Source organism: Streptosporangium sp. NPDC000563 (assembly GCF_040299985.1).
Lineage (GTDB): Bacteria > Actinomycetota > Actinomycetes > Streptosporangiales > Streptosporangiaceae > Streptosporangium.
The window spans coordinates 36,421-61,156 of record NZ_JBEPDA010000021.1 but is presented as its reverse complement, the minus strand read 5'-3'; the positions used below and the strand labels follow the sequence as shown (position 1 = coordinate 61,156).

The following is a 24,736-nucleotide window of genomic DNA, read 5'->3' as shown; positions in this document are numbered from 1 at the left end:
GATGTCCTTCACCGGAACGCGGCAGACCACCACCGCCGGCGCCCAGACATCGGGCGCCGGCGGGGACGAGAACTTCCTCCGCGCCGAGAACGTCTCCGTCAAATTCGGCAAACGAGGCAAGAACGAAGTGCAGGCGCTGTCGAACGTCAGCCTCGGTATCCGGCGCGGGCGGTTCGTATGCTTCGTCGGGCCCAGTGGCTGCGGCAAGTCGACGCTGCTCAACGTCTTCGCGGGGCTCCTGCGCCAGACCAAGGGCCAGGTGTACTTCGACGGCAGGGAACTGGGCGGCGTCAACACCGGTGCCGGGTACATCACCCAGCACGACACCCTGCTCCCGTGGTCGACCGTCGAGTCGAACATCGAACTGGCGCTGCGGGTACGCGGCTACGGCAAGGCCGAGCGCAAGGCACGCGTCGAGCGGGCACTGGAGAGCGTCGGCCTGGAAGGTTTCCGTACCCTCTACCCGTCGCAGCTCTCCGGCGGCATGCGCAAGCGGGTGCTGCTGGCCCGTACGCTCGCCTACGAGCCGTCACTGATCCTGATGGACGAGCCGTACGGCGCGCTCGACGCACAGATGCGCCAGCGCCTCCAGACGCAGCTGCTGGAGACCTGGAGCGCCGGTGACAAGACGATCGTCTTCGTCACCCACGACCTGGACGAGGCTCTGCTGCTCGCCGACGAGATCGTCGTCTTCGCGGCGCGTCCCGGCCGGATCGTCTACCGCACCGAGGTGAACCTGCCCCGGCCGCGCGACCTCACGTCGCTCCGTACCGACCCGGGCTTCGGCGAGCTGTGGCAGGACCTGTGGAACCGGATGGACCACACGGCTCAGGAGGACGAATGAAAGGCAGAGTCGCGCCGGCCGAGGAGGCGGAACCGGCGCGGGCGCCCGCCGGCCGGCCGCCGGTCGCGGAGCCCGGCAAGCTTTCACAGCGCCGTACGATCGGCACCCGGGTGCGGGAACGGATCACGCCGCGCGCCTTGGTCGTCGGCGCCGGAAACATCGGGGTCCTGGCACTGCTCATCCTGGCCTGGCAGGTCTTCGCCGGTCGTCCCGGTGAAGGGCTCGCCATCGTCGACGAGTTCTACGTCGGCCGTCCCGGTGAGGCGTGGGCCGCGTTCGTCGGGTGGGTCGAGGACGGCACGCTGCTCACGAACACCGTCATCACCCTGCGCGAGACGCTGTACGGTTTCGCGATCGGTTGTTCCCTGGGCGTCCTGGCCGGTTTCGCGCTGGGCCTCAGCAACATCCTCGGCGACATCCTGCGGCCGCTGGTCATGGCGGCGAACACGATCCCGAAGCTGGCGCTCGCGCCGATGCTGATCATGTGGTTCGGCATCGGTGAGGCGTCGAAGGTCGCCGTCGCCGCCCTGCTGGTCTTCTTTCTCGTCTTCAACAACACCTACCAGGGTGTCCGTGAGGTCGACCAGCACCTCGTGAACGCGTTGAAGATGCTGGGCGCCTCGCGGATGCTCATCCTGCGGCGCGTCACGATTCCGTCCAGCCTGGTCTGGGTGGTGACCAGCATGCGGATCTCGGTGCCGTACGCGTTCCTCGGGGCTGTGGTCGGCGAGATGATGGCCGCCCAGGACGGGCTGGGCACGCTCATCCAGAAGTCCAGCAACGCTTTCCAGCCGTCCGCGATGGTGGCCGCGATCCTCGTGCTCATCGTCATGGCGCTGATACTCAACGCGGTGATCAGCGTGCTGGAGCGGGTGCTGTTGCGATGGAGGTACGTCTGATGAACCTCAAGAACGATGCCGCCCTCTCGCCGGCGACCGTCGCCGATGTCACGGCCGGCTGGCTTTCCCCGATCCTCGCCGCCGACGGGGTGGCCTCGCCGCCGACCGGTGTGCGTGTCCAACCCCTGGGGGAGGGCGTCGGTGAGATGTCCCAGGTGGCGCGGGTGCACCTCGACTACGGCCCGTCCGAGTCGGGCACCGGGCCGGACAGCGTCATCGTCAAGCTCTCCAGTTCGTTGCCCAAGCGCATCGAGATGGCCGTCGAGATGTCGACGTACAAGCGGGAGTTCCGCTTCTACGAGACCATCGGCGACGACAGCCCGCTGCGCTCACCTCGGTGCCACCACCGGGAGATCGACGACGACGGGGCCCGGTTCGTCCTGGTCATGGAGGACTTCCCGCATCACATCCCCGGCGACGACGTCGCCGGGTGCACCGTGGAGCAGGCCGCCCTCGCCCTGGAGTCGGTAGCCTCGCTGCACGCCCGGTACTGGCGCACCCAGGATCCGGTGCTGCATCGGACGTTCGCCCGGCACGACGCGAGCCACGGGCCGTCGATCGCGGCGAAGGTCGAGAGCGGCTGGGCCACGATGATCGCCGACTTCGGCGACCTGCTGCCGGAGCGGCTGCGCGGCATGCGTGACGAATATCTGGCAGCCCTGCGGTCGCTGCAGACCTGGCTGTCGGAGGACGCCACCATCGTGCACGGCGACTTCCGGCTCGACAACCTCATGTTCGGCCCGCCGGGACACCCGGACGCGTTCGTCGCCCTCGACTGGCAGGGCATCATGCGGGCCAAGGGCATCCAGGACGTGTCGTACCTGGTCACCCACTGCATGGACACCGAGGTCCGGCGACGCCACGAGCAGGATCTGCTCGGCGTCTACAGCGCCGCCCTCGGCCGGCACGGGGTCGCCTACGGCCTGGAACAGGCCTGGCAGGAGCACCGGCTCGCGACGCTGCTGTTCTTCTCCTACGGGGTGGTCGTCTGCGGCTCGCTGAAGACGGACAACCCGCGGGCCCGCCGCCGCGCCGCCGGCCTCGTGCGGCGACTAGGCCAGACCCTGCTCGACCACGATTCGATCACGTTGATCGACGAGATCAACGCGAAGGGGGTGTGAGGTGATGGCGGAGTTGACCGGTGCCGACGAGTTCGCGCACGTTCCCGGCGAGGGCTCCTGGCAGGAGAACTACGCGTTCTACGGCGGCAACGCCGCGCTGACCGAGGGCCTCAGCCTGCACCTGCAGCACGTCGCCCGGGACGGGACCCTGGACGTACGCGCGGGGGTGACCGTCGGCGGCGTTTCCACGACCACCACCACGCACAGCTCCGGTGAGGACTGTTTCGCCTCACCCGGGCTCACCGTGGAGGTCGTCGAACCGTTCCGGCGATGGCGGCTGCGCTACGAAGGCCGCGGCTTCGTCGGGCCGGACGCCGACGGCTGGTACTTCACCCAGGACGGCGACGTGCCATTCGGCTTCGACGTGGAGTTGACGACCCGGCACCACCCGGTCTTCGTCTCCGAACTCGCCGCCAAGTTGTTCGCCGACGATCCGGGCGCCCGCGAGATGGGCATCTGGTTCGTCGCGAACCACTACCAGGCCGGCGCCGAATGGACCGGCAGGCTGTTCAGCGGTGACACCGTCACCGAGGCGTCGGGGCTGCTGGTGCGTGATCACACGTGGGGTCCGCGCGACATCAGGATCGACGACATCTTCTGGACGCCGATGGTCTTCGACGGCGCCCGGCGCTTCGTCGCCTCCAGCTGTGCCCTCTACGACGGGGTTTGGCGCAGCTACTTCATCGAGGCCGACGAGACCGGCATCGTGCACGTGCTCCCGGACTACCGGGTCCGCACGAACGCCGTCGCGTCCCGGCCGGCGTTCACCGCGGCCGACTCCATCGCCGTCGGCGACGGAGTCGTGCGCCGCTTCACCCATCCACGCGGCGTACACGTTCCGGCCGGGCGCAAGAAGACCTTCCAGGGCAGCACCCGCGGCCTGGTCAACTTCCTGGCCGAGGTGCACTCCGACGCGTCCGTGGGGTTCGGCACGGTCCAGTACGTGCCGATCAGGCCCTGACCCTCGATGACCCTCGATGGGTTCCGGACACCAGAACGTGAAGTGGTCTGCTGCCGAGGAACCCCGGAGCATGGCCCCACGTGACAACCGGCCGTCCGTACGCGACCCGGGCGGTCCGCGTTCCCGACTCGCAGAGGATTCAACATGGCAGACGTGATCGGCCTGGGCATGACCCACTACCCGATGGTGGCCACGGACAACGCGAACATGGCGAGCCTGCTTCGCGGAACGCTGAAGGACCCCGACATCCCGGCCGACCGCAAGGATCCGGAGAACTGGTCCGAGCAGGCGCGGCGTGAATGGGGCGACGACGCCGGTGCCGCCGCGGCGCAGGGGCACCGTGAGGCGCTGCGCGCCGGCTTCGACCGCATCCGGGCCGAGCTCGACGAGTTCCGGCCGGACGTGATGGTGGTCTGGGGCGACGACCAGTACGAGAACTTCCGCGAGGAGGTCGTCCCGTCGTTCTGCGTGCTGGCCTACCAGGACACCGTCGTGGACCCGCTGGCGCTGCTCCGCAAGCGCAACCATCCGAACGCGTGGGGCCTGCCCGACGAGGGCCAGAGCTTCGTCATGCGGGGCCGGCCGGACTTCGCCAAGCGGCTCGTCACCGACGTGATCAACTCGGGTTTCGACATCGCCTACTCGTACGAGAAACGCAGCGGGATCAACTTCCCGCACGCCTTCGCCAACACCCAGCTCTTCCTCGACTGGGACAACGTCGGCAAGGAGTTCCCGTACCCGATCGTGCCGATCGCGGTGAACTGCTACGGCGAGCACGTCATCGCCCGCCAGGGCGGCATCGCCCGCTTCGCCGACATCAACGCCGGTGAGGACCTGGACCCGCCGGGGCCGTCGCCGCTGCGCTGCTTCGAGCTGGGCCGAGCCGTCGGCCGGTCCGTGCGCGCCGGCGGTCGGCGAGTGGCGCTGGTCGCCTCGTCGAGCTGGTCGCACGCCTTCCTCAACGACAAGGACTGGCACCTGCGTCCGGACACCGAGGCCGACCTGCGGCTCTACGAGGCCATGGTGGCGGGCGACTACGACACCTGGCGCGCGGCCACCACCGGCGAGGTCGTCGCGGCGGGCCAGCACGAGATGCTGAACTGGTTCTGCCTGCTCGGGGCCATGTCGGAGCTGGGACTGGAGCTGCGGTGGAGCGAATTCGTCACCACCGAGGTCTTCAACTCCAACAAGGCGTTCGCCGTCTACCGCTGAGCGGAGGAACATCCCATGACTGAGACGACAACCGTGAGGCCGGCCGCTGCCCCGGTCTCCGACGCGGAGCTGCGCGCGGTGGAGCGGTACCTGTTCCAGGACGCCGATCTGCTCGACGAATGGCGGTTGCACGAGTGGCTCGGGCGTTTCGCCCTCGAATGCCGCTACCTGGTGCCCTCAACCGACCTGCCGGACGGAGATCCGAGCCGGCACCTGTTCCTGGTGCAGGACGACCGGTTCCTGCTGGAGCAGCGGGTGAACTCGCTGCTGACCCGGTCGGCGCACGCCGAGTACCCGCATTCGAAGACGCGGCGGCTGATCACCAACATCCGGGCCGTCGACGAGGGCGACGACCGGCTGACGGTGCACGCCAACTTCGCGATCTATCGCACGCGCCCGGGGGTGTTCGACACCTACGTCGGCCGGTACCGGCACGTGCTGCGCCGCGACGCCGAGCACGGCTTCGTCTTCATCGAGCGGCGGGCGGTCCTGGACCTCGACACGCTGCGCCCGCAGGGAAAGGTGAGCATCATCCTGTGAACAGGTTGGCGGGACGTATCGCGATCGTGACCGGTGCCAGCCCGAACATCGGCGGCGCGCTGGCCCGCGGGCTGGCGGCCGAGGGCGCCAAGGTCGTCTGCACGGATCTGTCGGCGGACACCGCCGAGGCGTGCGCGAAGAGCATCGTCGAGGCCGGGGGGCAGGCGCTGGCCGTGGCCGGCGACGTCACCGACCCGGCGCACAGCGAGGAGGCCGTCGCCCTGGCGGTCTCGAACTGGGGCGGGGTCGACATCCTCGTCAACAACGCCGTTCTGTTCAACCAGAAAGGCATCCTGACGATGCCGATCGAGCAGTACCGGCGTCAGCTGGACGTCATTCTCTCCGGCGCCTTCCTGTTCACCCGCGCCGCCGCGAAGGCGATGATCGCCGCCGGTTCGCCGGGCAGCGTCGTCAACGTGCTGTCGACAGCGGCATGGCAGGGGCAGCCGGGCAACATCGGATACTCGACCGGCAAGAGCGGTCTGATCAACTTCACCCGGTCGGCGGCGATGGAACTGGCCGAGCACCGCATCCGGGTGAACGCCTTCACCCCGACGGCGACCAAACCGGTCGACCCGGTCAGCATCGAGAGGACGGCGAAGATCAAGGCGACCTCGGCCCGCGACTACACGATGGATTTCGCGGGCCTGATGCCGTGGCATCGGCTTCCGGTGCCCGATGACTACGTGCCGACGGTGGTCTTCCTGGCCTCGGACGAGTCCGCCATGATCAACGGAACGAACATCACCGTCGACGCGGGCGCCACGGCCAAGTACTGGCCCTGGAACCCGCACGGTGCCTAGGTCACGCGCCGGTGCCGGGCCATGAGGATCTTGGCGCCTGCCGGGCGCCGCGCCCCGCTCGGACAGGGAGCGGACACCGGTTCGCCGCAGAGTTCCGGCCGCTGAGACGGTAGATGGAACGGGACGCCGCGCACTGCGAGAGTGACGTCGTCGCCGTTCTCCGACGACGTCAGCGAGATCCTCCCGCCGCTGCCGGGAGAGTGAGCGAAGGAGTGCCTCGAAGGTGGACGCCTTGATCCGGATCAAGCCGGCGCGACGCACGGTCGTCGTCGGGACCCGGACCATCCGGGCCGAACAGATCCATCTGGGCGGTGCCCTCCGGGGTGCCGCGCTGGTCCTGTGCGACGCGGGCGACCTCGGCCCGGACAGTGAGGCCGTCGCCAACGACCTGCTCATGCAGGGGTACGAACCGCTGGTCGCCGAGATCGACGGCGACACGGCGGAGCGGGATCACCGCGCGGACATCGGCGCGTTGCTCGATGTTCTCGCCGAGCGCGGCTGGGAACACCAGCAGGTCGGGGTCCTGGGCTACGGCACCGGCGCGCGAGTGGCCCTCACCGCGGCCTTCGGTTTCGATCTCGGCGCCGTCGTCAGCATCTCGTCGGCGGCGGCCGATGTCGCCGCTCACGCGCTCCACCTGCTCGACCGGCCCGCGGTCATGCGCGTCCCCTGGCTGGGACTGTTCGCCGGCACCGCGACACAGACCGCCGGCACGCTGGCCGATCTGCGGCGCAGGCTGCGCGCGGACGCTCCGGTGTACACGCGGGTGGTCGGCTACGCGGACGGGTCGGCGTGGCCGCACCTCGACGATCGCGACGCGGTCGATCACGCGGCCTCCTTCGACTCCTGGCAGAGGGCGATGGAGTGGCTGAACCTCCGGGTCGTCCCGCGACCCACCGAGCTCGCTCTGGCATGGGCACGGCGGCAGGCGAACGAATGACCGCCGCCGAGCCCGGAGCACGATTGGAGAATCGAGTTTCCATGTACATCGACGATGACCGGACCAAACCGCGATTCAGGGTCCACCGGTCGGTGATGGTGGACACGGAGGTCTTCAGGCTCGAGAAAGAGAAGATCTTCAACCACACCTGGTTGTACGTCGGTCACGAGTCCGAGCTGTCCAAGCCGAACGACTTCAAGACCCGTTCGGTCGGTGGACGGCCACTGATCTTCGCCAGGAACAACAAGGGTGAGATCAAGGTCTGGATCAACTCGTGCCCGCACCGCGGTGCCCTTCTCTGCCGGGAGCCGAAGGGCAACGCCCGATTCATGACGTGCTTCTACCACGGCTGGGCGTTCTCGATCTCCGGTGAGATGGTGTCGCTGCCCGGCGACCAGTCCTACGGCCCCGACTTCGAACGCCCGTCGCTCACCGCGGCCCCCAGGATCGACTCCTACCGCGGGTTCGTCTTCGTCTCCTTCGACCCCGACATCGTCGACCTGAAGACCTACCTGGCCGGTGCCGCCGAATACCTGGACCTGATCTGTGACCAGTCCGAGGTCGGCATGCAGGTGATCGAGGGCACCCACGAGTATTCGGTCCGGGCCAACTGGAAGCTGCTCGTCGAGAACAGCTACGACGGCTACCACGCGGTCACCGCCCACCAGCGCTACTTCGAGATGGTCAAGGCCGCCCGGGGCAGCCTCGACGGCTCGGCACTGGGCAAGTCCTCGGCGATCGACCTGGGCAACGGCCACGCCGTCATCGCCGGGGCCGTCTCCGCCCTCGACACGTTCGGCCGGCCGCTGTCGGAGGAGGGCCGACGGGAGAAGGCCGAGCGGCTCGGGCGGCTGCGCCAGATCCACGGCGACGCCTGGGTCGACAGGATGGAGGGCGCCCGCAACTTGGTGATCTTCCCGAACCTGGTGGTCATCGACCTGACCATGGGCGTCGTGATCCGCAAGATCGACCCGCTGGCACCGGACCACATGGAGGTCACCGGCTGGGAGCTGGTCCCGCCGGAGGAGGGCGACGACCTCAGGCGTCAGCGGCTCGACAACTATCTGACGTTCTGGGGGCCGGGCGGCCTCGCCACCCCGGACGACGTCGAAGCCCTGGAAGCCTGCCAGCGAGGTTTCGCCGCCTTCCAGGAACTGTCCTGGTCGGACATCTCCCGCGGCATGGCGAAGCCCGACCCGTCCGGCTCCGACGAGCTGCAGATGCGCACCTGGTGGCGGCAGTGGAACCGGCTCGTCACCGGTGAGCGACTCCCTCCGGAGGAGCACGCCCCGCTGGCGCCACACTACTCGGGCCGATCCATCCTGCGCGCGGATCTGGAGGCCAGCCCCACCTCCTGACCTCGATCCCGAGGACACCCGCCCGACCTCCGAACTATCCCCCCGCGTCATCGAAGGATGTGAAACGCCGATGTTCGATCTTTCACCCACCGCCGCCCAGCAGAGCGCGGTGGAGGAACTACGCAGCTTCCGCCCCCGGATCAGAGAGATCGCCCGAGAGGTCAACCGCACCGGGAGGCTCCCCGCCGATCTGAGGACCGACCTGAGCCGTGCCGCCGGGGCGACGCCGGAGGCCGTCGCCGACGGCAGCTCCGTGCTGCTGGACCCGGTCGGCCTCGTTCTCGTCGCCGAGGAACTCGCCATCGCCGACGCCGGAACCGCACTGGAGATCATCGGTGCCGCCCAGGCGCAACTGCTCGCCGCGGCCCTCGGCGACAGCGCCGCCGTCGAGCGCGTCGGCGCCCTGCGGGCCTTCGGCGACGTGGCCCTCGGTCTGTACGAGGGCTACGGCCGGGCCCCGTCCGAGTACCGGCTGCGCGCGGAACGGCAGGGCGACCGGTGGTCGCTGGCCGGCCGCAAGGACCCGGTGTCGCACGGCGCCGACGCCTCCGCCGTCCTGCTCGCGGGCCGCACCGACGACGACGCCTCCGCCGCCTTCCTCGTCGAGGCAGCCGGTGTGCAGGTCGAACGCGACGACCGCAAGGAGGGCAAGCTCGCCCTCGGCCTGGTCGCCTCCGCGGCCGTGCGCGTCGACGGCGCGACGGTGCCCGCCACCGCTCGGATCGGTGCGAGCGCCGAGGAGTTCACCGTGCTGCGCGCGTTCAACACGCAGCGCCTGCTCGTCCCCGCCGTCTCCATCGGACTGGGCCAGGCCGCCGTCGACACCACCGCCGAGTGGGTGTCCGGGCGCAAGGTGCGCGGTGCCGCCCTCGGCCGCAACCAGGGAGTCATGTTCCCGCTGGTCGACGCGGGCATCGCGCTCAGCCGGGCCCGGCTGCAGATCTGGGACCTCGCCTCCCGGCTCGCCGAGTTCGACACCGGAGCCGTACTGGAACGCCGCGTCGGCCGTGCCGTCGCCGCCGCCTGCGCCGCCGGCACCCAGGCCGCCCGAATCGCCTGCAACACGATGGGCTGGCGCGGCCTGAGCCAGCAGTTTCTCGCCGAGGCCCGCTACCGGGACGCCGGTGTGCTCTCGGCCGTCGACTTCGACGTGCTCCACCACAACGTCCCCGTCATCGAAGCGGCCTGAGGTTCCTCCTCTCGACCGGCGAAGCGACCACCGATCCCTGCGGAGCAAAGGAATTCAGCGATGGCGATCTCCCTCAAACCCTCTCAGAAGACCGTCGAACTCGTCGAGCTGACCCGCCGCTGGTCGCTCGACGTCGTCCGCCCGTACGCGCGCGAAGCCGACACCAACGAGATCTACCCCGACGTGCCCGAGGTCATCGAGGCCTGTCCGCTCGACGTGGCCCCCGTCGGGTTCGCCACCCTGCGAGACGACGAGTACGTCGACCGGGCCCACACCCTGAAGACCGACATCGAGTTCGGCCCCAACGTGCTGTCGGTCTTCATGACCGAACCGCTGTCGCAGGGCGACTCGTGGGCCTGGCAGATGCTGCACGGCGGCACCGTCTCCGAGGACTTCATCAACCTCATCGGCACGCCCGAGCAGGTCGAGAAGTGGTGCACCGGCGAGCACGTGCTCACCGCCATCGCCATGACCGAGGACCAGAGCGGCACCGACCTGGCCGGCATCCAGACCACCGCCGTGCGCGACGGCGACGAGTGGGTGCTCAACGGCAAGAAGGTCTTCATCTCCAACCTGCTCGAATGCGAGTGGATCGTGCTGCTCGCCACGATCGACCCGGAGGCCGGCAGTGCCGGGGTCCGCGCGTTCATCCTCGACAGGGACGACATAGCGAAGTTCGACGTCACCACCGACAAGGAAGACAAGATCGGGTTCCGGTTCATCCGGAACGCGACGTTCGAACTGCACGACATCCGCATCCCGTTCGACCGTTGCGTCGGCGGTCCTGAGGCCCCCGGCGTCGCCGCCGCCCTCGGTGTCTTCTCGAAGAACCGGGCTACCTGCGCCGTCTGGGGCACCAGCATCGCCCGAGGCTGCCTCGGCTTCACCGAGCAGTGGATCGACGAGCGCGCCGAGGAGTACTCCCCGGCGCGGCTCACGCGCATCCGCGCCGACTTCGCCGAGATGCACGACACCCTCGACGACGTCGTGCGCCTGGCGCTGAAGTCCGCCTGGCTCAAGGACAGGGGCGAGAACGCCGCCGCGACGGCCTGTGAGGCCAAGGCCGTCACACCGAAACTCGCCGAGTCGATCGTCCTGCGCTGCCTTCAGCTCGTCGGCGCGGAAGGCGCCTCCGAGCGGCACCTGCTGGAGAAGTGGTACCGCGACATCAAGATGACCGACGCCATGCTCGGCCCCGGTCAGGTCCAGCGCCGCAGCGTGGCGCAGATGCTGCTGCGCGGGGGAGCGGGCCGATGAGCGCGTCGTTCGATCTGACCCTGCCCGACGAGGTCGTCGCCATGCGGCAGGCCGCGCGCAGCCTCGCGCTCGGCCGGCTCGACGCGGTCGCCCGCGAGGTCGACACGACCGGGCAGGTGCCCGCCGACGTGGCCGGGCACCTGCGCGACATGGGCTTCACCTGCGTCGTCGACAGCGAGTTCGGTGGCGGCGGTGTCCCCGACACCCACACCCAGCTGATCGGCGTCGAGACACTGGCTCACGGCGATCCGTCGATCGTCGGCGCGGAGGTGTTCACCGGCGGCGGAGCGCTGCTGCTCAGCCTGCTCGGCACCGCCGGGCAACGGCGGCGCTTCCTGCCAGGGGCCGCCGCCGGCTCGGCCGCCGCGCCGACGGTGGCGCTCTACGAACGCTTCGAGCCCTCTCCGCGCGCCTATGACACAGAGATCACCCGGATGCCCGACGGCCGCTACCTGGTACACGGCGAGAAGGTCGCCGTCGCCCTGGGCGGCGGGGCCGATCATGTGATCGTGGTGGGCCGTGACCCCGAACAGGACGTGTTGCGGGCCGCCGTCGTCGCACTCGCCGACATCGAGGTGGCGAGCGCGCCGGCCCAGGGCCATCTGGCGATGTCCAGTGCCGGGCTGACCCGAATCCGATTCGACGTCACCGTCGACGCCGACACGCTGCTGCACGACGAGGCCGACGGCGTCACCCTCGCCCAGGCGGTCGCGCGGACCAGGCTGCTCCCGGCCGCCGTCGCGCTGGGCGGGGCGACCCGGGCTCGCGAGTACGCCACCCGTTACGCCACCGAACGCGTCGCGTTCGGCCGGCCGATCATCTCCTTCCAGGGGGTGTCGTTCACCCTCGCCGACAACCACATGCAGCTCGACGCGGCCCGGCTGGGCCTGTGGAGCATCGCGACGGCACTCGACGGGCTCGACGACGACCGGCTCGCCGACGAGGTCGGCCGCACCGTCGCCGAATGCCACGCGGCGGCGACGACGGCGACCCGCGACGCGATCCAGATGCTCGGCGGGCACGGGTTCCTCACCGACCACCCGGTCGAGCTCTGGTACCGCTGCACCGCCCTGCTGTCGACGATCGACTGTGATCCACGCTTCACCCGGTTCGCGCCGGCCGTCTGAGGGAGCCACACATGGTGAATCTGGAGCTCAGCCCGGAGCTGCGGCGCTACGAGCGAGAACTGCGCGAGTGGTCGGTGGAGATGGTGCGCCCGCACGCCCGCAAGGCCGACACCGACCACGAGCCACCCGCGAACTGGAAGGAGATCATCGACTCCTGCCCGGTGCCACTGTCGAAGAACACCGCTCCGGCCGGTGCCGCCGATCACCCCGAGGATCTGCCCACCTTCCCCGACGGGGAGCTGATGCGTGGCCTCGTGCAGTACGAGATGCTGAACTACGGCGACATCTGGGCCATGCACTGCATGGGCGGCGGCATCGCCCACATCGTGGTGCGGATGCTCGGCACCGAGGAACAGTCGAAGCGCTGGTACGAACCGATCATCAGCGGTGGTGGCACGACCGGTTTCGCGCTCACCGAGCCGCAGTTCGGCTCGGACACCAGCATGATCCAGACACGGGCCGTTCGTGACGGTGACACCTGGGTGCTCAAGGGCCAGAAGATCTTCTGCAGTCACGGTGCCTCCGCCGACTTCGTCGTCGCGTTCGCCACGACGGACCCGGCGCGCGGCGCCGCCGCGTCGGAGGCGTTCGTCGTCGAGCGAGGCACCCCCGGCTTCGAGATCATCCGGGCCAACGAGGACAAGCTCGGCCTGCGTTCCTGGGAGACCTCGCAGCTCGGCTTCGACGACTGCCGGATCCCGCTGGAGAACCGGCTCGGCTACGTCCCCGGTGCCGACGGCACCGCGGGCGGTGGGCGGCTGGGCGCGCTCAGCGTGCTCAACAACAACCGCCCCAACGTCGGCAGCATGGCCATCGGCATCGCCCAGGCCGCCCTGGACGTCACCGTCGAGGTGCTGGCCGAACAGCGGCACGGCTACAGGCCGCACCGCTGGTCGGCGATCCAGGACGATCTCGACGCCATGTCGGCGGCGCTGGAACGGGGCCGCCGGATGTGCCGCCGCGCCCAGTGGATGCGCGGGCAGGGCCTGCCGAACAGGCTGGAGGCCTCCGCGGCGAAGGCGTTCTCGCCGGGCACCGCCGAACGCGTCGTCCGCCGCTGCATGCAGATCCTCGGCCCGGACGGGGCCAGTACGGACCTGCTGCTGGAGAAGTGGTACCGGGACTTGAAGATCCTGGACATCTTCGAGGGCACCGGGCAGGTCCAGCGCATGGTTGTCGGCAAGGAACTGGCGAAGCAGGCCGGATAGGAGTCGGGTCGAGTTGCGGGCCATGAATGTCAACGAGGGGGAGCGTGGTGTGTCGGCGGAGGGCGGGGAGCCCGCTCGACTCGACGATGTGCTGGAGCGGATCCTGGCCGGACGCCACAGCCACCGGGCCTTCCGTTCCGAGCAGGTGCCGCCGGAGCTGATCGAGCGGATGTTCGCCCTCGCCCAGCGCACCGCCTCCTGGTGCAACTCCCAGCCATGGCAGGTGATCCTCACCAGTGGTGAGGCGACCGAGCGGTTCCGTACCGTGCTGTACGAGGCGGCCTCGACTCGTGACGGCAGTTCGGACATTCCACAACCGCAGGAGTACCGGGGCGTTTACCGGATACGACGGCGGGAGGCGGGCCACGGGCTCTACGAGAGCCTGGGGATCGACCGGAAGGACTTCGAGGCGCGAAGGCGCCAGGGCATGGAGAACTTCCGCTTCTTCGGCGCGCCCCATGTCGCAGTGATCACATCGGAGCGGTCACTCGGTCCCTACGGCTACGTCGACTGCGGCGCGTACGTATCCGTGCTCCTGCTGGCCGCCGAGAGCCTGGGGATCGCGGCGGTCGCGCAGGGCGCGATCGCGATGCACTCCGACACCGTGCGCGCGCACTTCCGGATTCCCGACGACCGGATGATCGTCTGCGGTGTCTCCTTCGGCTACGCCGACGAGGAGCACCCGGCGAACCTTTTCCGCACCGGCCGAGAGGAACCGACGAACGTGGTCGACCGGCGCGACCGGTGACCGTGGAGGGTCGGTCTTTCATCGCTTTTCTTTGTCTTTGCGGCCTGCTGCTGATAACGGATCGGTAAGACCGTACTGTCATGGGCCGCATACAGTGTGTGATTTTGCCAGGGTGGGAGGGCGAACCGCGGGACGGGAGGCGAGATGCACGATGAGCATGATCGGACTCACGGTCACGGCCTCACGGCGAGACCGCGAGGGCGCATGCCGTACGGCGATCCGCCGCCCCGGCAGCCGTCGCCGTCCGCCGGGCAGCCGCCTTCCGAGCCGTCGCACGCCCCAGAGGCGCCGAGTGCCATCGGAGTCCCGGATCCCCCTGAGCCGCCGGAGCCGGCCCAGCCTCCGCGCCCCGTGCGGCCTCCAGGGTCCCGGGCGCCCGTAGGGCCGCCCTCTCCTCCTGAGCCGTCGGAGTGGCCGGAGTGGGAAGAGGCGACGGTGCCGCGCGGACCCGCGCGGCACCGCAAGGACGAGTGGGACGGGGAGAGCGGTGGCCTCGCCCCCCGTTCGCCGGTCCGCGACTCCCGGTCATACCTCGACAGCAGGCCGTTCTCCATGCCCCCGCCTCCCGGTCCGTGGCGGCGGCCGTGGTCGCGTCTGTCGCGCGACCAACTCCTGAGGCCCGCGCTGATCGCGGGGTTCCTCGCCGCGGCGGGGGTCGGCGTCTGGTCGTCGGGATGGTCCCCGTGGGACGGCGTTCCCACCGCGGGCACGTCGCCCGCGTCTTCCGGGGAGGGCGTTCTCCTGGGGCACGACATGGTGATCACCGCCTCGCGAGCCCCCGGAGTGGACGCGAAGACCCCGCCGGGGGTTCGCGAGGGCGACGAGGGAGGGGACGCGAAGGTCCCGAGAGGGAGAGCCTCCGAGGGAGGGGCGGGACCGGACGCGAAGGCCCCGCGGGGTGGGGATCGCGGGGAAGGGAAGAGGCCGGGCCATGAGAGGGCCGGTGCGGCAGGCGGTGGGAACGGGAAGGTCTCCGCCCCCGCCCCGGCGGGGGTGCTCCCGGCGGACCGCGCCCCCTCCTCCGCCAGGGACGCCAGAAACGAGTGGGTCGAGCGGGTGGAGCGGGCAGGAGCCGCCAAGAAGCCGGCCGAGCGGCACGCACGGCACCGCGAGGGCGATTCCGCGCGGGCCGCCGCCGGGGCGGAGACGGGGCGGGCGAAAGAAGGCGCGGGGCAGGAGAGCGGGCGCGGGGCCGCGTCGAAGGCCGGTGCGGGACGGGGGAACGCGAGCGGCGGGCGAGGGGACGGAAGCGCCGGGCGCCGAGCGAGGGACGCCGGTGGGACGGCGGGACGGTCGCGCTCCGAGGCGCGGGAGGACGGGGCACAGCCCCGGGCGGGCAGGACGGGGGCACCGGCCACCGGGTCGCCGCCGCCCTCGGCCTCCAGGAGCAGGCCGTCGTCCGGGGGCGGCATCAGCGCCGGCTACGCCTGCCGTCATCTGTCCTCCACGGACTGGCGCCACGCCTACTGCGTACAGGTATGGAACGACTACAGAAACAGAAACGGCCTGCGTTGACCCGCTTTCCGCGGGTGACTTCGGTTGACGCGGAGTGATGATTAACCGCCGGACCGGATCGGACAAGGCCGCTGACCCGCGGCGATGCGGAGCGCAAGAAAAACGGGCACGAATATGTTTTCATCCTGAGCGCCGGATGATCGTCGCGTCGGCTCGCAGCCCCGATCTCATCGAAGGATCCGCCGCATGGAAGGGGGGTGGTTCGGACGTTTCCGCGTCGGTGGGCCTGACCTGGGAAGCCTTGACAGGGGGTTTACAGGCAATTTCCGGCGTGTTAAAAATCTGTAACTCGTGCAGCGGGTCGCGAAAAACCAGATTGTTGGTTGTCGCGGCATCGTTGGTTTTCACGGTTCCGTTCTCGGAGACGGCACCCTCCGAGAACGCGCGCACCACCGCACGAATCCGGTATCACCGCACCACCGCACGAACCCTGGTATCACCGGCAGCGCCTGACAACGCCGCCGGCGGCATAAGCGCGGCGGCGCGCGCCTTGCCTGACTGTCCCCCCAAGTCAGGAAAGGACCCTCCATGTCCCCACGCCCTCGGCCGTGGGCCAGGCTGCTGACCGCAGTCCTGCTCATCACCACCGGCGTCGCGGCCACCGGATCGACGGCCCAGGCGGTCACCGGATCGGCCACCGGCGCGGCGGCCCGCGCGATGATCGACATCCCGGCCTCCGACTATCAGCAGGTCGCCCTGGCCAGGGGCTCCGGCTCACTCGGCGAGGCGATGTCGCTGACGGTGCTGCCCGACAGGTCGGTCCTGCACACGGCCCGTGACGGCACGATCCGCCGTACGACCGCGGCCGGGAGCACCGCGACGGCCGGCAAGCTCAACGTCTACACGCACGACGAGGAGGGGCTGCAGGGCATCGCGGCCGACCCCGCCTTCGCCACCAACCGCTACGTGTACGTGTACTACTCGCCCAGGCTGAGCACCCCGAGCGGTGACGCGCCCACCACCGGCAGCGCGGCGACCTTCGACCAGTGGAAGGGGCACCTGAATCTCTCCAGGTTCACCCTCAAGTCCGACAACACCCTGGACATGGCGAGCGAGAAGGTCGTCCTGCAGGTGGCGAACGACCGTGGCCAGTGCTGCCATGTGGGCGGTGACATCGACTTCGACGCGGCGGGCAACCTGTACCTGACCACGGGCGACGACACCAACCCGTTCGAGTCGAACTCCTACGCCCCCATCGACGAGCGCACCGACCGCAACCCGCAGTTCGACGCCCAGCGCTCCTCGGCCAACACCAACGACCTGCGCGGCAAGGTGCTCCGCATCAAGCCGCAGGCCGACGGGACCTACACCATCCCCAGCGGAAACCTGTTCCCTCCGGGCACGGCCAAGACCCGTCCCGAGATCTACGCGATGGGCCTGCGCAACCCGTTCCGCATGTCGGTCGACAAGGCCACCGGCATCGTCTACCTGGGCGACTACGGGCCGGACGCCGGCAGCAGCAACTCCAGCCGCGGCCCGTCCGGCCAGGTGGAGTTCAACCGCATCACCGCCCCGGGCAACTACGGCTGGCCGTACTGCACCGGCACCAACACCACCGCCGAGACCTACAACGAGTACACCTTCCCGTCCGGCCCCTCCCAGGCGAAGTACAACTGCACCGGAGGCCCGACGAACAACTCGTTCCGCAACACCGGTCTGACCACCCTGCCCGCGGCCAAGCCCAGCTGGATCCGCTACGGCGGCGACGCCGGATCGCCGCCGGAGTTCGGCAGCGGCTCCGAGTCGCCGATGGGCGGCCCGGTCTACCGCTACGACGCGAACCTGAACTCAAGCGTCAAGTTCCCCCAGACGCTCAACGGACGGTTCTTCGCCGGCGAGTACGGCCGCCGCTGGATCAAGGCGATCGAGGTCACCTCCTCGGGGGCGCCCGGCGAGATCTCCGCCTTCCCGTGGACCGGCACCCAGGTCATGGACATGTCCTTCGGCCCCGACGGCGCCCTGTACGTGCTCGACTACGGCACCGGCTCGGGCAACCAGGCCCTCTACCGCATCGAGTACATCGGGGGCGGCAACCGCAACCCGATCGCGAGGGCCGCCGCGAACAAGACCTCAGGGGCCGCGCCGCTCGCCGTCACCTTCTCCTCGGCCGGCAGCTCCGACCCCGAGGGCGGCGCGCTCACCTACTCGTGGAACTTCGGCAACGGGGCCACCTCCACCGCGGCCAACCCCACCTACACCTACACGACCAACGGCACCTACACCGCCACACTGACCGTGCGGGACCCCGGCGGGCTGACCGGCACCGCCAACGTCACCATCACGGTCGGCAACACCGCGCCCACGGTGAACTTCGTCCAGCCCGTCAACGGGCAGCTGTTCTCCTTCGGTGACACGGTGCCCTTCCAGGTCAACGTGAGCGACCCCGAGGACGGGACCATCGACTGCAGCAAGGTCACGGTCACCTACCTGCTCGGCCACGACAGCCACGCCCACCAGATCACCAGCAGGACCGGCTGCTCGGGAAGCATCGCGGTCCCCACCGACGGTGAGCACGACAGCGCCGCGAACATCTACGGCGTCTTCGTCGCCAGCTACACCGACAAGGCCGGCCTGACCACCGAGAGCACGCGCACCCTGCAGCCTCGCCACCGTCAGGCCGAGCACTTCGGCGCCCAGTCCGGCGTCCAGCTCGCCGACCACGCCACGGCCGAGGGCGGCAAGACCGCGGGGTTCATCGACAACGGCGACTGGATCTCCTTCACGCCGTACGCGCTCGGCAACGCGACCTCCATCACCGCCCGCGTCTCCTCCGGCGGTGCCGGCGGAACGCTCGAGGTGAGGGCGGGATCGGCCACCGGCACGCTCCTGGGCACGGTCACCGTGCCGGTCACCGGCGGCTGGGACACCTTCAGGGACGTCTCGGCCAACCTGAGCAACGCTCCCTCGGGCACCACCACGCTGTTCCTCGTCTTCAAGGGCCCGACGGGCCAGGGCAACCTCTTCGACCTGGACGCCTTCACCCTGAACACCGGTAGCAGCGGTACCAGCACCACGGTGGAGGGGGAGGCCTACACCTCTAGCTCCGGCGTGCAGTCGGTCGCCCACGCCGGAGCCAGTGGCGGAAACACGATGGGCCACATCGAAAACGGCGACTGGGCCGGCTACAGCACGCTGAGCGCGTCCGGGGCGAAGACCTTCACCGCGCGCATCTCCTCGGCGGGTTCTGGCGGCACCATCCAGATCCGCGCCGGTTCGCAGACCGGGACGATCCTCGGCTCGGTGGCGGTACCGGTCACCGGCGGCTGGGAGACCTACCAGAACGTCACCACCACCCTCACCGGGACGGGCTCAGGGGCGATCTTCCTCACCTTCACCGGTGGCTCCGGCTCACTGTTCGACGTCGACACCATCACGATCACCAAGTGACGGATCCCCGGCGCGGCACTTCGCCGCGCCGGGAATTCTCACGTACCCGAAAGGACAGCGATGCGTAGTCTCATCGCACGCGGGCTCGCGGTAGCCGCGGCGGCCCTCACGGCGGCAGCGACCGTGCTCGTCCCCGGCGCGGCCCAGGCCGCCGCCCCGTTCGACGTGCTGGTCTTCTCCAAGACGGCCGGATTCCGGCACGACTCCATCCCGACCGGCATCCAGACCATCAGGGATCTGGGCACGGCCAACGGCTTCACCGTCACCGCGACCGAGGACGCGGGAGCCTTCACCACGGCCAACCTGGCCACGTACGAGGCCGTGATCTTCCTCAGCACCACCGGTGACGTCCTCAACAACACCCAGCAGAGCGCGTTCGAGAGCTACATCAACGGCGGTGGCGGCTACCTCGGCATCCACGCGGCGGCCGACACCGAGTACGGCTGGGCCTACTACGGCCAGCTGGTGGGCGCCTGGTTCAGCAGCCACCCCGCGATCCAGCAGGCCACCGTGCGGACCGAGGACAACACGCACCCGGCCACCTCCCACCTCGGCGCCACCTGGAGCCGCAGCGACGAGTGGTACAACTACGGCACCAACCCCCGTTCCAACGTGCGCGTCCTGCAGAACCTCGACGAGGGCAGCTACAGCGGCGGCAGCATGGGCGGCGACCACCCCATCACCTGGTGCCGCACGCAGGGCTCGGGCCGCTCGTTCTACACGGGCCTGGGGCACACCATCCAGTCCTACGCGGAATCGGCCTTCCGCAGCCTGCTGCTCGGCGGCATCAGGTACGTGGCCGGGCAGGTGACGGCCGACTGCAGCCCGAGGACCTCGGGCACCAGCATCACGGTCGAGGGGGAGTCCTACACCTCCAACTTCGGCGTGCAGCCGGCGAACCACGGCACGGCGAGCGGCGGCAGGACGGTGGGCTACATCGAAAACGGTGACTGGGTCGGATACTCGTCGGTCAACGTCTCCGGGGCGAAGACCTTCAGCGCCCGCGTCTCCTCGGCCGGTGCCGGTGGCACCATCCGGGTGCGCGCGGGCTCGCAGACCGGGACGGTGCTCGGCACGGTGAACGTGCCGAACACCGGCAGCTGGGACACCTTCAGGACCGTCTCCACCACCCTCACCGCGACGGGTTCGGGGCCGCTGTTCCTCACCTTCAGCGGCGGCTCAGGCTCGCTGTTCGACGTCGACACCATCACGATCACCAAGTAGTGCCCGCGGCCGGTGAGTGCTCCACCCGATCGTGATCGGCCTGATCGGTCGTTCGCGGAGGTGGGAGGCTCACCGGCCGCACCTGTCTCTTCGCGGTGGGCCGTCGACGACCGTGGCTGATCGCGGCCGAGGACGGCCCCTGACGGCCGTCCTCGCTCGCTCGGGGCGTTTCATGAGGGTATGTGGGCAGGGGCTTTTCAAATAGTGGACTGTTGTTTGGCGTCTCGTCTCAACCCTCGGTACCCTTGATCTCAAGGTCGAGAGGCGCTGCAACGGGCTCGGGTCCGCCACGCTCGGCCCTGATCTTCCGGTAAGGGCGCCTCCCACAACAGGGAGGTGGACCGATGAACGGATCCTTGAAGCACGCCGGCGAGCACGAGAATGACTCCGCCTCGCACACATCCGGTGACGGTGCGCGTTCCGCGGACGGCACCCAGGGAGCCGAGGCCCGCGCGCGGGCACTGCGCGAGCTTCTCGGGCAAAGAATCCTGGTGCTCGACGGAGCCTGGGGCACGATGCTGCAGGGGGCCTCGCTCACCCCGGCCGACTACCGCGACGATCGCTTACTCGACCATCCGCGCGACGTGACCGGCGACCCGGACCTGCTGAACCTGACGCGCCCCGACGTCATCCTGGACATCCACCGCCAGTACCTCGCGGCCGGCGCGGACATCACCACCACCAACACCTTCACCGCCACCAGCATCGGCCAGGCCGACTACGGGCTGGAGTCGCTGGTGCGGGAGATGAACCTGCGCGGCGCCCAGCTGGCCCGCCAGGCCGCCGACGAGGCGGGCGGGCGCTTCGTGGCCGGCTCTATCGGCCCGCTGAACGTCACGCTGTCGCTCTCCCCGCGCGTCGAGGACCCCGCCTACCGGGCGGTCTCGTTCGACGAGGTCCGCGCCGCCTACGCCGAGCAGATCAGCGCGCTCGCCGAGGGCGGGGTCGACCTGCTCCTGATCGAGACGATCTTCGACACGCTCAACGTGAAGGCCGCGATCACCGCCGCGCGCGAGGTCGCCCCGCACCTGCCGCTGTGGATCTCGGTGACGATCGTCGACCTGAGCGGGCGCACGCTGTCGGGACAGACCGTCGAGGCGTTCTGGAGTTCGATCCGGCACGCCGAACCGCTCCTGGTCGGCGTGAACTGCTCGCTGGGCGCCGAGGAGATGCGCCCGCACGTCGCCGAGCTCGCGCGCCTCGCCGACACCTACGTCGCCTGCCACCCCAACGCGGGCCTGCCCAACGCGTTCGGCGGCTACGACCAGACCCCGGACGAGACCGCGGCGCTGCTCGACGAGTTCGCCAGGGCGGGAATGGTCAACGTCGTCGGCGGCTGCTGCGGGACCTCGCCCGCGCACATCGCGAAGATCGCGTCCGCCGTGTCCGGCCTGCCGCCCCGCCAGGTGGCCGAACCCGCGGCCCGCACCCGCTTCAGCGGCCTGGAGCCCTTCGAGATCGGCCCGGACACCGGGTTCGTCATGATCGGCGAGCGCACCAACGTCACCGGCTCGGCGCGCTTCCGGCGCCTCATCGAGGCCGACGACCACCAGGGCGCCGTCGACGTCGCGCTGGAACAGGTACGCGGCGGCGCCAACCTGCTCGACGTCAACATGGACGCCGACCTGCTCGACAGCGAGCAGGCGATGACCACCTTCCTGAACCTGATCGCGACCGAGCCCGAGGTCGCCCGCATCCCGGTCATGATCGACAGCTCGCGGTGGAGCGTGCTGGAGGCCGGTCTCAAGTGCGTGCAGGGTAAAGGCGTCGTCAACTCGATCAGCCTGAAGGAGGGCGAGGAGGCGTTCCTGCAGCAGGCGCGGATCATCCGCGACTACGGCGCCGGTGTGGTGGTCATGGCCTTCGACGAGCAGGGACAGGCCGACACCGTCGAGCGCAAGGTGTCGATCTGCGCCCGCGCCTACGACCTGCTGACGCAGAAGGCCGGGTTCGCCGCCGAGGACATCGTGTTCGACCCCAACGTGCTCGCCGTCGCCACCGGCATCAGTGAGCACAACGGGTACGCCAAGGCGTTCATCGAGGCCCTGCCGCTGATCAAGGAGCGCTGCCCCGGAGCGCTGACCAGCGGCGGCATCTCCAACCTCTCGTTCTCCTTCCGAGGCAACGACATCGTGCGCGAGGCGATGCACTCGGCGTTCCTGCTGCACGCGGTGCGCGCCGGCCTCGACATGGGCATCGTGAACGCCGGGCAGCTCGCGGTCTACCAGGACATCCCCGCCGACCTGCTCGAACTCGTCGAAGACGTGATCTTCGACCGGCGTGAGGACGCCACCGACCGGCTCGTCGCCTTCGCCGACACGGTGAGCGGGTCCGGCACCCGCCGCGTCGTGGACCTCGCCTGGCGCGAGGCCCCGGTGGAAGAACGCCTGTCGTACGCCCTCGTACACGGCATCGTCGACTTCATCGAGGCCGACACCGAGGAGGCCAGGCAGCAGCGGAAGCGTCCCCTGGAGGTGATCGAGGGGCCGCTCATGGACGGAATGAAGATCGTGGGCGACCTGTTCGGGTCGGGCAAGATGTTCCTGCCGCAGGTGGTCAAGAGCGCGCGGGTGATGAAGCGCTCGGTCGCCTACCTCGAGCCCTTCATGGAGGCGGAGAAGGAGCAGGCGAGGCTGGAAGGACGCCTCGACACCAGCCGGGGCCAGGGCAAGGTGGTGCTCGCCACCGTCAAGGGCGACGTCCACGACATCGGCAAGAACATCGTCGGCGTCGTGCTCGGCTGCAACAACTACGAGGTCGTCGACCTCGGGGTGATGGTCCCCGCCTCGGTCATCCTGGACACCGCCGTCGCCGAGGGAGCCGACGTCGTCGGGCTCTCCGGCCTCATCACCCCGTCGCTGGACGAGATGGTCACCGTCGCCGAGGAGATGCGCCGCCGAGGGCTGAAGCTGCCCCTGCTGGTCGGCGGCGCCACGACCTCACGTCAGCACACCGCGGTCCGCATCGCTCCCGCCTACGACAACCCCACGGTCCACGTGCTCGACGCCTCCCGTGTCGTCGGCGTCGTCTCGGACCTGCTGGACGCCGACCGCGCCGAGGCGCTGGACGCGAGCAACCGCGCCGACCAGGAGCGCCTGCGCGAGCAGTACGCGAACAAGCAGCGCACCCCGCTGCTGAGCGTCGAGCGGGCCCGCGCCAACCCCGAGAAGGTCTCCTTCGAGGACCTGCCCGTCCCCGACTTCACCGGCATCCGCGTCGTGGAGCCGGACCTGGCCGTGCTGCGGGAGATGATCGACTGGCAGTTCCTCTTCCTCGCCTGGGAGCTGAAGGGCAAGTATCCGGCGATCCTCGACCAGCCGGTGGCCCGCGAACTCTTCGACGACGCCAACACCATGCTCGACCAGATCATCGCCGAGGGGAGCTTCCAGGCCAAGGGCGCCTACGGCTACTGGCCCGCACACTCCGAGGGCGACGACATCGTGCTCGAACACGGCCTTCGCCTGCCGATGCTGCGCCAGCAGACGGCCAAGCCCGAGGGCCGGCCCAACCGGTGCCTGGCCGACTACATCGCCCCGGCCGGAGACCACCTCGGCGGGTTCGCCGTGGCGATCCACGGAGCCGAGGAGCTCGCGGCCCGCTACGAGGCCCAGAACGACGACTACCGATCGATCATGGTGAAGGCCCTCGCCGACCGCCTCGCCGAGGCGTTCGCCGAGCACATCCACCTGCAGGCACGGCGTGGCTGGTTCGAGCCGGACGCCGACCCCCTCATCGAGGACCTGCACGCCGAACGCTTCCGCGGCATCCGCCCCGCGCTCGGCTACCCCGCGAGCCCGGACCACAGCGAGAAGCGGGAGCTGTTCGACCTGCTGGACGCCGACCGCCTCGGCATGGGGCTGACCGAGTCCTTCGCGATGACCCCGGCCGCGAGCGTGAGCGGGTTGATCTTCGCCCACGAGTCGTCGCGGTACTTCACCGTGGGACGCCTCGGCCGCGACCAGGTCGAGGACTACGCCGTGCGGCGTGGCCTGGACCTCGCCGAGGTGGAGCGCTGGCTGCGGCCCAACCTGGCCTACGACCCCGAGTGATCTGATCCGTCGGCCGGTGTCGTGGGGCGTTTACGGCCCCGGCCGACAGGATTCACCTCTAAAGCCAGGGCGGCTCGCCGGGACGGTTCCTGGGTGGAGCGGAGTCCAGTGCACGGGGGACAGGCTTCGGCAGGGATCAAGGTGTCCCGGCGGCTGCTGGAGCAGGGGGTATCGGGCGAGGGGAGGGGATTTTCTGGTTGCCCTTCCAGGTGTCTCGCTCGCCATCGAGAGCGTCTGGGACGTCGTGGTCATCCGCCTGCCTGGGTTGGTTGCGGGCCACGATGAACCGGAGGTCCGACCTTCGCAGTGGTCAGGTCTCGGAGAGTTGGAACCAGACCACCCGGCCGGTCGGGG

At 69.6% G+C, this 24,736-nt stretch carries 19 protein-coding genes; 18 read left to right on the top strand and 1 reads right to left on the bottom strand.

Annotation, left to right across the window (positions count from 1 at the left end; genetic code table 11):
* Nucleotide 1 precedes the first annotated feature (1 nt).
* From ABT352_RS32330 to ABT352_RS32260, 15 genes are all read left to right on the top strand, one after another.
* Nucleotides 2–844 (top strand): ABC transporter ATP-binding protein, encoded by an 843-nt coding sequence (locus ABT352_RS32330; RefSeq protein ID WP_350948784.1) that lies wholly within the window; start codon nt 2–4, stop codon nt 842–844.
* Nucleotides 841–1,743, top strand: coding sequence for an ABC transporter permease (locus ABT352_RS32325; protein ID WP_350948783.1), 903 nt, complete (start codon nt 841–843; stop codon nt 1,741–1,743). Before ABT352_RS32330 ends, ABT352_RS32325 begins: the two co-directional genes overlap by 4 nt.
* Nucleotides 1,743–2,864 carry a phosphotransferase gene (locus ABT352_RS32320; RefSeq protein WP_350948782.1) on the top strand — a complete coding sequence of 374 codons (1,122 nt, stop codon included), beginning with the start codon at nt 1,743–1,745 and terminating at the stop codon, nt 2,862–2,864. The genes ABT352_RS32325 and ABT352_RS32320 overlap by 1 nt, the downstream gene beginning before the upstream one ends.
* 4 nt (nt 2,865–2,868) lie before the next feature.
* The gene (locus tag ABT352_RS32315; protein WP_350948781.1) at nt 2,869–3,825 is read left to right on the top strand and encodes a DUF7064 domain-containing protein; all 957 of its coding nucleotides are present in this window, start codon (nt 2,869–2,871) and stop codon (nt 3,823–3,825) included.
* A 144-nt stretch (nt 3,826–3,969) separates the two neighbouring features.
* Entirely contained in the window at nt 3,970–5,037 is a 1,068-nt protein-coding gene (locus tag ABT352_RS32310) for a DODA-type extradiol aromatic ring-opening family dioxygenase (protein ID WP_350948780.1), read from the top strand.
* 15 nt (nt 5,038–5,052) lie between these two features.
* The gene (locus ABT352_RS32305; RefSeq protein ID WP_350948779.1) at nt 5,053–5,577 is read left to right on the top strand and encodes an aromatic-ring-hydroxylating dioxygenase subunit beta; all 525 of its coding nucleotides are present in this window, start codon (nt 5,053–5,055) and stop codon (nt 5,575–5,577) included.
* Nucleotides 5,574–6,380 carry an SDR family NAD(P)-dependent oxidoreductase gene (locus ABT352_RS32300; protein WP_350948778.1) on the top strand — a complete coding sequence of 269 codons (807 nt, stop codon included), beginning with the start codon at nt 5,574–5,576 and terminating at the stop codon, nt 6,378–6,380. The genes ABT352_RS32305 and ABT352_RS32300 overlap by 4 nt, the downstream gene beginning before the upstream one ends.
* A gap of 223 nt (nt 6,381–6,603) precedes the next feature.
* Nucleotides 6,604–7,320 (top strand): dienelactone hydrolase family protein, encoded by a 717-nt coding sequence (locus tag ABT352_RS32295; protein WP_350948777.1) that lies wholly within the window; start codon nt 6,604–6,606, stop codon nt 7,318–7,320.
* Between the two features lie 41 nt (nt 7,321–7,361).
* Complete coding sequence (locus tag ABT352_RS32290; protein ID WP_350948776.1) at nt 7,362–8,678, top strand: aromatic ring-hydroxylating oxygenase subunit alpha; 1,317 nt, start codon at nt 7,362–7,364, stop codon at nt 8,676–8,678.
* A gap of 70 nt (nt 8,679–8,748) precedes the next feature.
* The gene (locus ABT352_RS32285) at nt 8,749–9,867 is read left to right on the top strand and encodes an acyl-CoA dehydrogenase family protein (protein WP_350948775.1); all 1,119 of its coding nucleotides are present in this window, start codon (nt 8,749–8,751) and stop codon (nt 9,865–9,867) included.
* Between the two features lie 60 nt (nt 9,868–9,927).
* The gene (locus ABT352_RS32280) at nt 9,928–11,124 is read left to right on the top strand and encodes an acyl-CoA dehydrogenase family protein (RefSeq protein ID WP_350948774.1); all 1,197 of its coding nucleotides are present in this window, start codon (nt 9,928–9,930) and stop codon (nt 11,122–11,124) included.
* The gene (locus tag ABT352_RS32275; RefSeq protein WP_350948773.1) at nt 11,121–12,251 is read left to right on the top strand and encodes an acyl-CoA dehydrogenase family protein; all 1,131 of its coding nucleotides are present in this window, start codon (nt 11,121–11,123) and stop codon (nt 12,249–12,251) included. Before ABT352_RS32280 ends, ABT352_RS32275 begins: the two co-directional genes overlap by 4 nt.
* Before the next feature lie 11 nt (nt 12,252–12,262).
* A complete protein-coding gene (locus ABT352_RS32270) occupies nt 12,263–13,459 on the top strand; it encodes an acyl-CoA dehydrogenase family protein (protein ID WP_350948772.1) in 1,197 nt (398 codons plus the stop codon).
* Between the two features lie 22 nt (nt 13,460–13,481).
* Nucleotides 13,482–14,207 (top strand): nitroreductase, encoded by a 726-nt coding sequence (locus ABT352_RS32265; protein ID WP_350948771.1) that lies wholly within the window; start codon nt 13,482–13,484, stop codon nt 14,205–14,207.
* A gap of 435 nt (nt 14,208–14,642) precedes the next feature.
* The gene (locus ABT352_RS32260; protein WP_350948770.1) at nt 14,643–15,722 is read left to right on the top strand and encodes a hypothetical protein; all 1,080 of its coding nucleotides are present in this window, start codon (nt 14,643–14,645) and stop codon (nt 15,720–15,722) included.
* A 120-nt stretch (nt 15,723–15,842) separates the two neighbouring features.
* On the opposite strand, the gene ABT352_RS32255 is transcribed toward ABT352_RS32260, so the two are convergent.
* Nucleotides 15,843–16,115: a hypothetical protein gene (locus tag ABT352_RS32255; RefSeq protein ID WP_350948769.1), complete on the bottom strand. Its 273-nt coding sequence runs from the start codon at nt 16,113–16,115 to the stop codon at nt 15,843–15,845.
* Nucleotides 16,116–16,250: 135 nt separating this feature from the next.
* Between ABT352_RS32255 and ABT352_RS32250 the strand changes: the two genes are divergently transcribed.
* The 3 genes from ABT352_RS32250 (at nt 16,251) to metH (ending at nt 24,382) form a co-directional block, all read left to right on the top strand.
* The gene (locus tag ABT352_RS32250; RefSeq protein WP_350948768.1) at nt 16,251–19,109 is read left to right on the top strand and encodes a carbohydrate-binding protein; all 2,859 of its coding nucleotides are present in this window, start codon (nt 16,251–16,253) and stop codon (nt 19,107–19,109) included.
* Between the two features lie 60 nt (nt 19,110–19,169).
* Nucleotides 19,170–20,333, top strand: coding sequence for a ThuA domain-containing protein (locus ABT352_RS32245; protein ID WP_350948767.1), 1,164 nt, complete (start codon nt 19,170–19,172; stop codon nt 20,331–20,333).
* Between the two features lie 344 nt (nt 20,334–20,677).
* Nucleotides 20,678–24,382 carry a methionine synthase gene (gene metH / locus ABT352_RS32240; protein ID WP_350948766.1) on the top strand — a complete coding sequence of 1,235 codons (3,705 nt, stop codon included), beginning with the start codon at nt 20,678–20,680 and terminating at the stop codon, nt 24,380–24,382.
* Nucleotides 24,383–24,736: the final 354 nt, after the last annotated feature.

Excerpts from the sequence above, each read along its gene's own strand:
- ABT352_RS32285 (WP_350948775.1), top strand. The coding sequence starts at position 8,749 with ATGTTCGATCTTTCACCCACCGCCGCCCAGCAGAGCGCGGTGGAGGAA.
- ABT352_RS32320 (WP_350948782.1), top strand. The coding sequence starts at position 1,743 with ATGAACCTCAAGAACGATGCCGCCCTCTCGCCGGCGACCGTCGCCGAT.
- ABT352_RS32325 (WP_350948783.1), top strand. The coding sequence starts at position 841 with ATGAAAGGCAGAGTCGCGCCGGCCGAGGAGGCGGAACCGGCGCGGGCG.
- ABT352_RS32310 (WP_350948780.1), top strand. The coding sequence starts at position 3,970 with ATGGCAGACGTGATCGGCCTGGGCATGACCCACTACCCGATGGTGGCC.
- ABT352_RS32270 (WP_350948772.1), top strand. The coding sequence starts at position 12,263 with ATGGTGAATCTGGAGCTCAGCCCGGAGCTGCGGCGCTACGAGCGAGAA.
- ABT352_RS32315 (WP_350948781.1), top strand. The coding sequence starts at position 2,869 with ATGGCGGAGTTGACCGGTGCCGACGAGTTCGCGCACGTTCCCGGCGAG.
- ABT352_RS32305 (WP_350948779.1), top strand. The coding sequence starts at position 5,053 with ATGACTGAGACGACAACCGTGAGGCCGGCCGCTGCCCCGGTCTCCGAC.
- ABT352_RS32290 (WP_350948776.1), top strand. The coding sequence starts at position 7,362 with ATGTACATCGACGATGACCGGACCAAACCGCGATTCAGGGTCCACCGG.
- metH (WP_350948766.1), top strand. The coding sequence starts at position 20,678 with ATGAACGGATCCTTGAAGCACGCCGGCGAGCACGAGAATGACTCCGCC.
- ABT352_RS32245 (WP_350948767.1), top strand. The coding sequence starts at position 19,170 with ATGCGTAGTCTCATCGCACGCGGGCTCGCGGTAGCCGCGGCGGCCCTC.
- ABT352_RS32265 (WP_350948771.1), top strand. The coding sequence starts at position 13,482 with ATGAATGTCAACGAGGGGGAGCGTGGTGTGTCGGCGGAGGGCGGGGAG.
- ABT352_RS32250 (WP_350948768.1), top strand. The coding sequence starts at position 16,251 with ATGTCCCCACGCCCTCGGCCGTGGGCCAGGCTGCTGACCGCAGTCCTG.
- ABT352_RS32275 (WP_350948773.1), top strand. The coding sequence starts at position 11,121 with ATGAGCGCGTCGTTCGATCTGACCCTGCCCGACGAGGTCGTCGCCATG.
- ABT352_RS32280 (WP_350948774.1), top strand. The coding sequence starts at position 9,928 with ATGGCGATCTCCCTCAAACCCTCTCAGAAGACCGTCGAACTCGTCGAG.
- ABT352_RS32330 (WP_350948784.1), top strand. The coding sequence starts at position 2 with ATGTCCTTCACCGGAACGCGGCAGACCACCACCGCCGGCGCCCAGACA.